Genomic DNA, 13,051 nt, shown 5'->3' on the forward strand with positions numbered 1-13,051 from the left:
GCGGAGATGTGCGGCGCCGCAGCGTCAAGCTGGGGGTAGGGGGCCCTTGCGATAAATCATCCGGGAAGCCAGCACAATCCTTTGCGCCGTCTTGAGATCCCGCTGAAAGAGCAATGCTTCCGCCGTGGTGAATAAGCGAGGTTCATGCATTTCATGGGTACGATTGTTCTTTTTCAGAATCTGGTATGAGCATGAGCCGTCATCCGCGTCCTTTCTCTTTTCCTCCGCGTCCTCCGTGAGCCATCGTTCCAGCCGAAAAAGTGGAATACCGCCCCGGGCCGCCGCGGTGCACCACCGGCACGCTGGCTTGGGTCCTGCAACACAACGGCCGCCTATGCGTACCGTAAACAGCAACGACCCGGCTTCGGCCCCGCGGTTCGATCCAGAAGCCCAGGGCCCCGCGCCCGATCCCGACGCCACGGGCGCCGTGGAGCCTCCCCCCCAGCCGGAGGGCATGCCCGGCCGCGAGACGCACGAGCGCAAGGCGGCCTGGCGCCGCGGCGAGGCGCGCGCGGCGGAGCGCGCCGGGGGAAGCGAACCGCCGCGCGACCCGTACAGCGGACTGGCGCACCCCGGAATCGCCGCGCACGCCTTTGCCGCGCTGTCGGAGAACGTCCGCGACTACGCCATCTTCCTGCTGGACCCCGACGGCGTCATCACCTTCTGGGGCGAAGGCGCGCGGCTGATGAAGTGGTGGACGCAGGATGAAGCTGAGGGCGGGCACCTTCGCCTCCTGTATCCCGACGGCGGCTCCGAGGACGGCACCGCCGAAGAGCACCTGCTGCAGGCCGCCCGCGACGGGGAGTACACGGGCGAGGGCCACCGCGTGCGCAATGACAACTCCACCTTCTGGGCCGGCGTCACCCTTACCGCCCTGCGCGACCCGGAGGGGAACCTGCTGGGCTACGCCAAGGTGACGCGCGACCTGACCGCCCGCCGCGCCGCCGACGCCGCCCTGGTGGCCGCGCACGAGGCGGCCGAGCAGGCGCGGCGCCACGCCGAAGAGGCCAGCCAGATGAAGAGCCTCTTCCTGGCCACCATGAGCCACGAGATCCGCACCCCGCTGAACGCCGTGATGGCGTACACGGAGATCCTGACGATGGAGATGGCCGGGCCGCTGAGCCCCGCGCAGCACGCCCACCTGGGCCGCATCCGCACCAGCAGCCAGCACCTGCTGGCCATCATCGACGACGTGCTGGACCTGTCGCGCGTCGAAGCGGGGCGGATGGTGGTGGGCCGAAGCGTGATGCAGGTGGACGCCGTGGTGTCCGAGGCGCTCGCGCTGGTGGAGCCCCAGGCGTCCGCCAAGGGGGTGGAGCTCTCCAGCGCCGTGTCGGGGGTGGCCTCCGAGCTCACCGCATGGGGCGACAGCGAGCGCATTCGCCAGATCCTGCTGAACCTGCTGACCAACGCCGTCAAGTTCACCGACCCGGGCGGGCGCATCACCCTCAGCGCGGGGGCGGCGCTGCAGCCGCCGGACGACATCCAGGTGGAGGGCGAGGGGCCGTGGATCTACGTCCGGGTGGAAGATACCGGAAAGGGGATTCCCGCCGACCGGGTGCAGGCCGTGTTCGAGCCCTTCGTGCAGGCCGACATGACGCTCACCCGGCAGCACGGGGGAAGCGGGCTGGGGCTGGCCATCAGCCGGCGCCTGGCCCGGCTGATGGGCGGCGACCTTACCCTGCGCAGCACCGAGGGGCTGGGCTCCACCTTCTTCTTCTGGCTTCCCGCCGCGCCCGCCGAGATGGTGCGCGCCGACATGGGGCATCCCTCCGTCGCCACGCCGGCCACCACCGCCATCCTGCGCGAGGTGCGCGACGCCATCCTGGCCGAGGTGGAGCGCGTTCTGTACGGGTTCGTGGCGCGGCTGCGCAGCGACCCGGCCACGCCCAGCGCGCACGCCCGCACCGAGGCCGAGCTGGAGGACCACCTGGCCAGCTTTCTTTCCGACGTCGCGCAGACGTTCGGGGGGATGGACCTGGCGGCGGGGTCCGACGGCGAAGGGATACGCGACGGCAGCGACATCCAGCGCCGCATCTCGCAGCGCCACGGCGAGCAGCGCTTCCGGCTGGGGTGGGCCGAGTCCGAGGTTTCGCGCGAGCACCAGATCCTGAGCGAGGAGCTCGCGGCCGCCATCCGGCGCCACATCCGCCGCGAGCGCCCGCACGAGGTGGAGGAGATGATCGACGCCGTGCGGGTCTTTCTGGCCGCCGGCGAGCGCGTCAGCATCGAAAGCTACCGCCGCGCCGCCGGCGTGCTGTCGGCGTAGAAACCGGCTCCGGCAAAAGAATGCTCACCCAGAGGGCGCAGAGGCCGCAGAGGAAATTCGACTCTGTGGCCTCTGCGCCCTCTGGGTGAGACCCTTCCTTTGGATGACCTCGGCAAAGCAGAACCCTCGGCACCGGCACCACGTAAGGAAATTCCCCCTGTCGGCGGGGCGGACGGATGCCTATTGTGCGCGCGGCGGAATGCGCTCCGCGGGCAGATGCGCATCATCCATCACCATGACTGATCGGCGGCTTCGATCGTCCTCCGCCGCAACGACAGAATCACACGAGCAGGCATGAGCGAGCATAGCAGCCACGGCGCGGCGGCGACGGTGCCGATCGACATCACCGACCCGGTGAACGCCCAGATCCTGGCCGTCTCCGAAGACCGCGTGCAGGGGTTTCAGGCCGAGCCCTTCGTGGAGATCAGCCGGCTGTCCGGCGTTCCCCTTCCCACCGTGCTGGAGCGCATCCGCGCCATGCTGGCCGCGGGCGTCATCCGCCGCGTGCGGCAGACCATGCTGGCCACCAACCTGGCCCCCGGCGCGCTGGTGGCGTGGAAGGTGGCGCCCGAAAAGCTGGACGCGGCGTTCAACTACATGTTCCGCGAAGACCCGTTCTCCGGCCACGTGGTCATCCGCTCCACCGACGCCGAGACGCGCGGCTCCGTCTACCGCCTGTGGACCACGCTCAAGGTGCCGCAGGGCTTTTCGCTGGAGAAGCACGCGGAATACCTCCGCGAAAAGGTGGGCGCGGACTCGTTCAAGCTGATGCCCGCGAAGAACCTCTTTACGCTGGGCGTGGGCCACGTGCGGCGCCGGGGGATGGAGCCCGGCGCGCGGAGCGATGAGCTGGGCCACGTGCAGGACACCGTGGTCGTGGAGCTGTCGGAGCTGGAGTGGCAGGTGCTGGGACCGCTGAAGCGCGAGTTCGCGGTGGACGAGATCACCGAGAACCCGTGGGCTCCGCGCGCGGCCGAGGCGGGGGTGCCGCTGGAGGTGTTTCTCGACACCGCGCGCGGGCTGAACGAGCGCGGCGTGGTGGGGCGGTTCAGCACCTTCCTGGAGCACGTAAAGCCGTCCGCCACGGGCACCCGCGTCACCCGCTACAACGCGCTGTTCCACTGGCAGGTGCCGCCGGGGCGCGAGATGGATGCCGGCCGCGAGGTGGGCCGCCACTACATCATGACCCACGCCTACTGGCGCGAAGGCGGGCCGGAGTTCGGGGGCGTGAACGTGATGGGCGTGGCGCACGGCACCGAAAAGGAGACGGTGCTGGCCCACAAGGCCGCCATCGACCAGCACCTGGAAGAAGCCGGCATTCCCATCGGCTACACCAACGTGTTCTGGGGCGGGCGCAGCGAGATCAAGCCCTCCGAGATCCTGCCCTCCGCCTACCGCGAGTGGTGCGCGCGCGAAGGGCTGGATCCCGAGGCCATGCGCGGCTGATCCAGACGGGGTCGATGGAGCAGGGCCGCACGGGCGAATGAATTCGCTGCAACAACCACACGAAGTCTGCCTTCGCAGACTGGCGGCGGCATCGTGCGGGAAATGGTTTGCCGCGTGGCGAGTCAGGAAGCGGCGCCCGGATGATGAGGGTGCTCGCCTCGTTCCTGCCGGAGCGCGATCGAATTCTCCCTTTTCTCCCGCGCAGCGGGGGAGAGGGGGCCCGTCGGGTGCCAGCTCGATGCCTGTCACCGAGCCTCCCGGCGGCCACCCCGCTTCTCCGGGCTCCAGGCCGCACGGGCGGATGACTTCGCTGCGGCAACCACACGAAGTCTGCCTTCGCAGACGGGCAGGCCTGGGAGGCGCAAAGAAGCGATCGCGAACGTGGAAAGCGCGGGGGGCGCGGAGAAGCTTTTCTCCGCCCCCTCCGCGTCTCTGCATGAGAATCGCCGCTTCCCTGCTGGGAGGCGATTTTCACGGCAGCGACCACTTTGTGGCGGACGTGTCTCCGGCGTATCGCGCCTTTTGCAGATTTTCTTGCCGTACATTGAGTGAATGTCACATTGCGAGCGAACAAACTTTGGAATTCTGGGCCCTGGCCCAGAAACTCGGCGGTGGCTCTTGATTTTTTCGCCGCCACAAAGCAGTTTTAGTCCATGTCGCCTACGCTGAACGAAAAACAAACCGACCTCCTCCGCTTTCTCACCCGGCAGTCCGCGCCCGTCTCTACGGAAGGGCTCGACGGCCGCGTGGTGCGCGCGCTCAAGTCGCGCGAGTGCATCGTGGAGCGCAACGGGCACATCTCGGTGACCGACGAGGGACGCGCGGCGCTGGAAAGCACGCCCGTCCGCAAGCGCCGGGGGCGGCGCCCCAACGTCGAAAAGACGGCCGGCCACGCCCGCGCACAGGCCATCCGCCGCGCCATCGCCGCGCTGGAGCTGGCGCTGCCCAAGGAGGCCGAGGTGGCGGTGGGCAACATCTTCGCCTACGCCGACGACGTGGTGGACGGCTTTCGCAAGTACGCGCGCAAGCTGGAAACGCCCGGCAAGGGTTGAGGTTTTCCGGACACGCAAAGAGGCGGGACGCGCTGCATCAGCCGTCCCGCCTCTCTTGTTTTCCGCCAGCGGCGTGCAATGTCCATCCGTACATGGACCGGCGCCGGACCCTACTCCGCGTCCTGCGTCCAGTCGGTAAGCCGGTGCAGCAGCCGGTCGATGCGCACGCGCAGGTCCAGGTCCGTCACGTGTTCCGCCGCCGCGCGCAGGTAGCCGATCAGCAGGCCGATCTCGCCCTGCGCCAGCTCGCGGGCCAGCAGCAGCGGGTTCAGCCCCAGGTCCTGCGCGGCGATCTCCACCGCGCGCTCCGAAAGCTCCGCCAGCTCGCCGGTGTCGCCGCCGGCCAGCTCGGCCTCGTGCCGGGGGGTGTGCAGGGTCACGGCTCGCCGGGCATGGAGTTCATCATCCCCGCCAGGCTGCCGGTGAGCAGCACCCGCCACTCCCCGTCCACGCGCTCCAGCGGAAGCACCTGCACCTGGTCCAGCGTCTGCCCGCCAAAGTCCATCTTCATGCGGTAGACGACGTGCGCGGCGTTGGGGCCCTCCAGCACGTGCCCCAGCACCTGCACCTGCGAGGTGGCCAGGATGGCGCGCATCTCCCCCTCCAGCTGGTTGCGCAGCACCCGCTCGAAGATGGTCTGCGCGGGAAGGGCCCGCAGCTCTTCCAGGGTCCCCACGCCGAACATCTCGCGGAACTCCGGCTCTTCGGTGGCGCCGGGGAGCGCCGCCATCCCCGAGACGGTGGTCTTGAGCTCCTCCAGCGCGCCGGGGTGCATGAGCGCGGCGTTGGCGGCGTAGTCGCCGCTGCGGAAGGTGTCGTAGTAGCGCTGCACCACCTGCTCCGGCGTGTCCTGCGCCGCCGCGCGCGCCGGCAGGGCGCACACGGCCACGAGCAGGAGCGCGCCACGGATCATTCTTGCCGCCATCACACTTCTTTCTTTGCTTGGGAAACCGGCATTCGTAACCACCTGCTCCGATGGATCGGGGATCGGGATCGGGATCGGCGACAATCATCACACTGCGCCAGCGGGGGGCCCCTCCCCCGGCCCCTCCCCGCTCGTTCCTCACGGAGAGGGGAGAATTCGATCGCGGGCCAGACGGGATTGCGCTTCGCCCGCGAGCGCCCCCACCGGCTCGCTTAGGCTCGCCACCTCCCCCAAAACTGCTGGGGGAGGTTGGTGTTGCCGACAGGCTGGGGCTCGACGACAATCATCGCACTGCGCCGGCAGGGGGCCCCTCTCCCTGCCCTCTCGTTCCTCGAGAAGAGGGGAGAATCCATGCCGATGCGGCGGGGCCCCGCGTGGCCGCCTGCACCAGGTCACGCTACGTGGCAGGCACGTGCCCGGACCTGGGAGCCCCCAGTCCGCGAAGGCGGCCTTCGTGTGGTTGTTGCAGCGAATTCATTCGCCCGTGAGCCCAACGGCCCAACCCCTTCGGCTACCCCAACCTCCCCCGGCAGTTTCGGGGGAGGTGCGAGCCTAAGCGAGCGGAGGGGGCGCCCGCGGGTCGCGATACAGCCGCAGACTCGCTCCGCATCCACTTCTCCACTCCTCTCTTGACGTTTACCGCGACGGCCGGCGGAACTCGGCGTCGGCGGCCCACTCGGGGATGTGGTCGCCATTGGCCAGCTGCAGGCCGAAGGTAAGCACCAGCTCCGCCAGCTGCGCGGCGCCGGACAGGTCGAAGTCCGGGCGGTACTCGTCGCAGGGCTGGTGATAGCAGCGCGAGGTGTACGCCTCCTCCTGCTGCGCCCCCCACTCCGCCGGCTTTCCCTCGTACACCGACCCCGCGGCGATGGAGATGGAGGGCACGCCGGCCTTCGCGAAGGAAAAGTGGTCCGAGCGGTAGAAGTAGCCGCGCTCCGGGTGCTGGTCGGGCGCCGTGCGCCACCCGCGCGGCTGCAGCATGGACGCGAACAGCGGCCCCAGGCTGCTCTTGTTCTCGCCCAGCACGCGAAAGTCCAGCGCACGGCCCAGGATGTTGCCGCCGTCGATGTTCAGGTTGGCGACGATCCCCGCGATGGGCACCGTGGGGTTCAGCGCGAAGAACTCCGACCCCAGCAGCCCCGACTCTTCCGCCGTCACGAAGACGAACAGCAGCGACCGCTTCGGCGCCGGCCCCGCCGCCGCCGCGCGGGCGATGGCCAGCACGTCGGCCGTGCCGGAGGCGTTGTCCAGCGAGCCGTTGTAGATGCTGTCGCCGTTGACCGCCGGGCCAATGCCCAGGTGGTCCCAGTGCGCGCTGAACGCCACGTGCTGGTCGCGCAGCGCCGGGTCGCTTCCCCGCACGATGCCCACGACGTTCTCCGACTCCAGGTGCTCCACGGTGTTCTGGAACGCCGCGCTCAGCGTGATTCCCGTGGCCACCGGGCGAAAGTCTCGGCGCTCGGCGCGGCGGCGCAGCTCCGCCAGGTTCAGCCCCGCCTGCCCCAGCAGCGACGCCGCCGCGCTGTCGGTAATCCAGCCGCGCACGGCCAGCGGCGCGGGAAGGCTGGGGCTACGCGGCAGCATCCGCTGCTCCTTGGCCCACGAGCCCACCACGGTGTGCCAGGGGTACCCCGCCTGCTCGGTGGTGTGCACGATGAGCATTCCCGCGGCCCCGCGGCGCTCCGCCTCTTCGAACTTGTACGTCCAGCGGCCGTAGTACGTCATCGCCCGGCCGCCGAACAGGGTGGCCTCGTTCGCCGGCGCGGGCGGGTCGTTCACCAGCACCATCAGCACCTTGCCGCGGACGTCCACGCCCTTGAAGTCGTCCCAGCGGAACTCGGGCGCCGCCGAGCCGTAGCCTACGAAGACGATCTCCGCGTTCACCGCGCTGCGCTCCGCCGCCGAGCCGGCCCACACCACCACGTCCTCGGGGTAGCGCAGGGTGGCCGTGGCGCGGCCGGCGGCGCTCACGCGGATGGTGGCCGGGTCCGCGCCCACGATGTCGATGGGCACGCGCTGAAAGTAGCTGCCGGCCGCGCCCGGCTCCACACCGCTCTCGCGCAGCTGGCCCGCGATGTACTCCGCCGTCAGCCGTCCGCCGCGGGTGGCGGGGGCGCGCCCCTCCAGCAGGTCCGACGACAGGAAGCGCAGGTGCCCGTCGATCTCGTGCGGGGTGATGCGCGGGCCCTGCGCGGCGGCCTGCGTGGCCAGCAGCGCCGCGGCCAGCGCGGGAATCAGCGTGCGTCTCATCGATTTTCTTCGAGGATGAGGAACGGTGGATCGTGATCAGTCTGGATGTTCCAACCTACGGTACCGTACGTCCGAAAAAAAGATTGGCCTCACACGGAGTCAACGGAGGGAGCGGAGTTTTCTCCCGCCGTTCCCCACTTTGTTTGCGAAATGGAAAGATCGGCACGCTCCACGGGAAAGGGTGAAGATCGTGTGCGGATGAGCTTCGTACTAGATCCGGAAAAACAACACTTTTAGGGTACAGAGGAACAGAGTCAAACAGAGAAGCGAGTGGAAGCATGATCTCGTTTCCTCTGTCTGGCCCTGTTCCTCTGTACGATTATTCTTTTTCAGGATCTGGTATCAATCCCTCACCGGAAACGCGGCAGAGAGCATTCGAAGACTGCACGAGAAAACTCCGTTGACTCCGTTGACTCCGTTGACTCCGTTGACTCCGTGTGAGGCCCATCTTTTTCCATCAACAAAAAACGGCCGGCGAGCCTCAAAAGGATCGCCGGCCGAGTTCGTCACGCCGCGTGGATCAGTGGCTGCCGAGCGGCGGCGCGAAGCCGCGCTTGCGCATCAGCGCCTCGACCTGCGGGTCGCGGCCGCGGAAGGCGCGGTAGCCCTCCGCCGGGTCGATGGTGTTGCCCACCGAGAAGATGTTCTCGCGCAGGCGCCGCGCCACCTCGGGCGAGTAGTAGCCGCCGCCCTCCACGAACGCCTCGGCCGCGTCGGCGGTGATCACGTCGCTCCACAGGTAGCTGTAGTAGCCCGCGGAGTAGCCGTCGCTGCTGAACACGTGGCCAAACTGCGGCGTGCGGTGCCGCATCACGATCTCGCGCGGCATCCCCAGCGCCGCCAGCGTCTCGCGCTCGAACGCGTCGGGGTCGATGTCGGCGTTGCCGGCCAGGTGCAGCTTCATGTCGACCAGGGCGCTGGCCAGGTACTCCACCGTCATGAAGCCCTGGTTGAAGGTGGACGCGCGCTTGATGCGGTCCACCAGCTCCTGCGGAATGGGCTGCCCCGTCTGGTAGTGCACCGCGAAGCGCTGCAGCACCTCGGGCGTCCACAGCCAGTGCTCGAGCAGCTGCGACGGGAACTCCACGTAGTCGCGCGCCACCGCCGTGCCGCTGAGCGACGGGTAGGTGACGTTGCTGCTGAGCCCGTGCAGCGCGTGGCCGAACTCGTGGAACAGCGTGGTGGCGTCGTCCCACGAGATGAGCACCGGCTCGCCCGGCGCCGCCTTCACGAAGTTGGAGTTGTTCGACACGATGGTGGTGACCGGCCCGTCGAAGCGCTCCTGGCTGCGGTACGCGTTCATCCACGCGCCCGAGCGCTTGCCGGGGCGGGCGTACGGATCGAAGTACCACAGCCCCACGTGCCGCCCGCTGGCCCGGTCCTTCACCTCCCACACCCGCACGTCCTCGTGGTACACGGGCACGCCCGTCACGGGGGCGAAGTCGAAGCCGAACAGCTCGCCGGCCACCCAGAACATCCCCTCGCGCAGGCGGTCCAGCTGCAGGTACGGCTTGACCGCGTTCTGGTCCAGGTCGTACCGCGCCTTGCGCACCTTTTCCATGTAGTAGCGATAGTCCCACGGCTCGATGGTGATGCCCGCACCCTCGGCGTTGGCCACCTGCTGCATGTCGGCCACCTCCTGCCGCACGCGCGCCACCGCCGGCGTCCACACCGCCTCCATCAGCTGCATCGCCCGCTCGGGCGTGCCGGCCATGGCGTTCTCGAGCCGCCAGTGGGCGTGCGTGGGGTAGCCCAGCAGGTTGGCGCGCTCGGCCCGCAGCTTCAGGATCTCGGAGATGTTGGCGTTGTTGTCGGTGGCGCCCGCGTCGCCGCGGTTCACGAACATGCGCCACACCCGCTCGCGCAGGTCGCGCCGGTCGCTGTAGGTAAGAAAGGGGTCCGTCGACGAGCGGGTGTTGGTGATCACCCACTTGCCGGGCATTCCCTTGGCCGTGGCGGCCGCGGCGGCGGCGTCGCGCAGCGACTGCGGCAGGCCGGCCAGGTCGGCCTCGTTCTCGATGACCACGGTCTGGCTGGACTCGTCGGCCAGCACGTTCTGGCTGAAGTTGGTGTACAGCCCCGCCAGCCGCTGGTTGATCTCGCTGAGCCGCGCCTTCTTCGCCGCGTCGAGCTGGGCGCCGGCGCGGACGAAGTTGGTGTAGTAGCGCCAGGCCAGCCGCTGCTGCTCGGGCGTCCAGCGGGCCTTTTCGGGCGAGTTGTAGACGGCCTCGATGCGGCGGAACAGCGCCGTGTTCTGCGTGATCTGGTCCGAGAACGCCGCCAGCCGGGGCGCCATCTCGCGCTCCACCGCCTGGAAGTCCGGCGTGTTCATGTTGGAGCTCCAGATGCCGTACGAGGTGCTCACCCGCTCCAGGCTGCGACCGGCGCGCTCCATGGCGGCCAGCGTGTTCTCGAAGGTGGGCGGCGCCGGGTTGGCGGCGATGCGCTCGATCTCGGCCAGGTTCTCGGCCATGGCGGTTTCGAGCGCGGGCCTGAAGTCCTGCACGCGCACCCGGTCGAACGGCGGAACGCCGCCGTACGGGCCCGTCCACTCGGCCAGCAGCGGGTTGCTGGCGGCGCCCGCGGGCGCCGCGGCGGCGGAGGTGGCCGCGGGGGCGTCGGTGGTGTTGGCCTGGTTTTGCATGGTGGCGCAGCCGGCGGCGGCGGTGGCAAGCACCAGCGCGCCGGTGCGTACGATGAAGGAATCCCGGTTCAGCATGTCAGTCCACGGTTGGAGCTTCGGCCGCGGTCAACACGGACGGCGGCCGGTGAAACGCCAGGGATGATGACGGACGCCTGTGTACACTCGACACGGCCGGGCGGTCCGCACGCAAGAATCGTGTAGGAAGCGTACGCCCTGAAGCCTCCGCCGCGCCTCCCGGTTTCGCCGAAGGCCCCCCCGCACAAAATCAAACGGAGCCAGCGGAGGTTTCCCCTGCTGACTCCCTGGATCCGGACCGGAAAAGAGGAAACGGCACGCGACAACCCTGCTTACTCCGTGTGAAGCTTTCTTCCGGGTTTGGCAGGAGGATGAGGCGAATCGTTCTCGCCCTCAGCCTCAGTTCAGAGGGTGTTGCTAAACCTCAAACCCATAACGAAGCGGTGACTTCCTGAGGGAGCGCATCACGTCTAACCAGAAGTCACACTACGGATTGCGCGCGACCGAAGGACCTCGTCCCGGTGGCGCAGGGGCCAGATCAGCGCACGGGACCAGCCCCGTCGCTCTGCCGGCGAGGTCCTTCGGTCGGCACCAGGGTGCAGTGTACAAGCGAGTTGCGGGGCGGCGCCTCCCTCAGGAAGTCAATCACGCTGGGAGGCTTGGCGGGAGGATGAGGCGAATCGTTCTCGAGCTCAGGCCGGCAGCCTTGCGGATGCGGCGTGCAGCGGGGCGGCGGCGCCCACGCCGCGGCGGACGATCAGCACGCGCCCTTCGCAGGGATGGCTGCTGATGCTCTCGTGCAGAATGTCGATGACCCGCTTCTCGTCCAGCCCGCCCGTCCCCGCGCCGACGAGCGGAAAGGCGATGGAGGCGAACCCGTGCCGCGCGGCCAGGTCCAGCGCGCTGCGTGCGCACTCCCGAACGGAGCGTGGCGTCGCCCGCCACAGCAGGTCCAGCCCGGCCACGTGGATGATGCCGCGGTACCGCAGCCGCCCGGCGCCCGTCAGCACCGCGCCGCCCAGCGGGATGGGCCCGTGCCGCGCCAGCTCGCGGAACGGCGCGTGGCCCGCGCGGCGCTTGATGGCGCCCGAGACGCCCTGCGGCAGCAGCAGCCACCAGGGGATCACGTTGCGGTTCCAGGCGTTGACGATCACCTCCACCCGCTGCTCCAGCAGGTCCCCCAGCACGATCTCGGGAACGGGCATGTTTCGATCAGCGGAAGAGTCGTCGTGTCGCCGGCTTACGAGAGCGGCTGCCCAGCGGAGAGATGCGGACCACACCGCCATCCACCACGTCGATCCGCACCTGGTGCCCCGCCAGCAGCGCCATTCCCAGCAGTGACACGGAATCGGAAACCTGCACTTCGACGGAACGCGCTGCCCCGTTCCAATCGACGAAGCCATTGCACACCTTGCGAACGATGACGCTGCCATCCGCCAGGCTGACGCGCTGCACGCTGGAGGGCTGCAGCCCCAGGGCCGAAACCACCGCGGAATGCAGCGTCAGGGCACCATCGAAGCCGGTGTCGACCTTGAAGTCGAGGCGCTCTTCCTGCCCCTCCGGGCCGCGGACGGTCAACGCGACGATCGGCTCGGTGTCCCCATGGACCTCGCCCTCGATCATGGGTCCCAGGGCGGCTTGAACTGCAGTCTCGGCCCGAACGTATGTGCGATGCCGCTGCCGACCCGCCGGAGCCAGAATTGGCCTGTCGGCCGGCGATCAAGGAGCCGCTTGATGGCCAGCCCCGCTTCCGCGTCCACCTCATGTTCGCCGCTGTGAACATCGATCGCGACGAAGTTGCGCAGGTCCTGTCCACGCAGCTTCGCCGCGACGTCGCGCTCGAACACGGCTTCGCCCAGATCGGCGACCTCTTCGTTGGAATAGCGTGGCTTGATCATGCGCGGAAGCTAATCACGCCCATTTCTCCATTCAAGCGGCATGTAAGTCGAATGGAATTGAGCTGATCCAGCGATCCGTGCTCAGGAAGTCGCAAACAGCACGGCGCAGGGAGAGCGGGCGCGACTGCCCATCTCACGGCGGAGGGGGTGATGGACCCGCCGCGTGCGCATGGTCCTGCGCGCCGGGGCAAGCAGCGCGAAAGCGAGAAAGTGGAGACGGAGCGGCAGGGACGGGGCTGGTGGTCCATCGTGGCATCCTCACGACGTGGCAGACTGTCGGGAACGAGGCAATCCGATTGCGATAACGCGCACCGGCCGCACGCGGAAGCACGCCATCCCCTTCCGCGTACGCAAACGCCGGCCGGCGATCGACGCGCGCGCCGGCCGACGTGGGATGCTCCGAGTGTGTCGAAGAATCCCTGCGCTCGCGCCCGTATGTCATTTCGAAGGAGGCGCCACACCGCACCATCGGCTCGCACGAAATCCGGCGCGCCGACTGAGAAATCTACTGTCTGCTGCTGGTGCCCCGCCGCACCGCTCCGGCACTGGCCC

10 protein-coding genes are annotated in these 13,051 nt (G+C 68.7%); 3 read left to right on the forward strand and 7 right to left on the reverse strand.

All coding sequences use genetic code 11. The features are described from left to right. The first annotated feature begins 334 nt into the window (after positions 1 to 334). From VGC13_RS00760 to VGC13_RS00770, 3 genes are all read left to right on the forward strand, one after another. On the forward strand, positions 335 to 2,269 hold the full coding sequence (locus tag VGC13_RS00760; RefSeq protein WP_331123275.1) for a PAS domain-containing sensor histidine kinase: 1,935 nt from the start codon (positions 335 to 337) through the stop codon (positions 2,267 to 2,269). Between the two features lie 294 nt (positions 2,270 to 2,563). Next, positions 2,564 to 3,715 carry a hypothetical protein gene (locus tag VGC13_RS00765; protein ID WP_331123276.1) on the forward strand — a complete coding sequence of 384 codons (1,152 nt, stop codon included), beginning with the start codon at positions 2,564 to 2,566 and terminating at the stop codon, positions 3,713 to 3,715. A gap of 653 nt (positions 3,716 to 4,368) precedes the next feature. After that, the gene (locus VGC13_RS00770) at positions 4,369 to 4,767 is read left to right on the forward strand and encodes a hypothetical protein (RefSeq protein WP_331123277.1); all 399 of its coding nucleotides are present in this window, start codon (positions 4,369 to 4,371) and stop codon (positions 4,765 to 4,767) included. A gap of 110 nt (positions 4,768 to 4,877) precedes the next feature. Here the strand turns inward: VGC13_RS00770 and VGC13_RS00775 are convergent, their stop codons facing one another. The 7 genes from VGC13_RS00775 to VGC13_RS00805 all read right to left on the reverse strand — a co-directional run bounded on the left by VGC13_RS00775 (position 4,878) and on the right by VGC13_RS00805 (position 12,499). Next, entirely contained in the window at positions 4,878 to 5,147 is a 270-nt protein-coding gene (locus tag VGC13_RS00775) for a hypothetical protein (protein WP_331123278.1), read from the reverse strand. Next, positions 5,144 to 5,692, reverse strand: a complete 549-nt coding sequence (locus VGC13_RS00780) for a hypothetical protein (RefSeq protein WP_331123279.1) — start codon at positions 5,690 to 5,692, stop codon at positions 5,144 to 5,146. The genes VGC13_RS00775 and VGC13_RS00780 overlap by 4 nt, the downstream gene beginning before the upstream one ends. A 636-nt stretch (positions 5,693 to 6,328) precedes the next feature. Beyond that, on the reverse strand, positions 6,329 to 7,942 hold the full coding sequence (locus tag VGC13_RS00785) for a M28 family peptidase (protein ID WP_331123280.1): 1,614 nt from the start codon (positions 7,940 to 7,942) through the stop codon (positions 6,329 to 6,331). 520 nt (positions 7,943 to 8,462) lie between these two features. Then, positions 8,463 to 10,661 (reverse strand): M3 family metallopeptidase, encoded by a 2,199-nt coding sequence (locus VGC13_RS00790; protein ID WP_331123281.1) that lies wholly within the window; start codon positions 10,659 to 10,661, stop codon positions 8,463 to 8,465. Between the two features lie 632 nt (positions 10,662 to 11,293). Then, complete coding sequence (locus VGC13_RS00795; RefSeq protein WP_331123282.1) at positions 11,294 to 11,806, reverse strand: macro domain-containing protein; 513 nt, start codon at positions 11,804 to 11,806, stop codon at positions 11,294 to 11,296. Positions 11,807 to 11,813: 7 nt separating this feature from the next. Next, positions 11,814 to 12,224, reverse strand: coding sequence for a clan AA aspartic protease (locus VGC13_RS00800; protein ID WP_331123283.1), 411 nt, complete (start codon positions 12,222 to 12,224; stop codon positions 11,814 to 11,816). Further along, positions 12,221 to 12,499 (reverse strand): hypothetical protein, encoded by a 279-nt coding sequence (locus tag VGC13_RS00805; RefSeq protein WP_331123284.1) that lies wholly within the window; start codon positions 12,497 to 12,499, stop codon positions 12,221 to 12,223. The genes VGC13_RS00800 and VGC13_RS00805 overlap by 4 nt, the downstream gene beginning before the upstream one ends. Positions 12,500 to 13,051 lie beyond the last annotated feature (552 nt).

The sequence above is a fragment of the Longimicrobium sp. genome, from assembly GCF_036399255.1.
GTDB lineage: Bacteria > Gemmatimonadota > Gemmatimonadetes > Longimicrobiales > Longimicrobiaceae > Longimicrobium.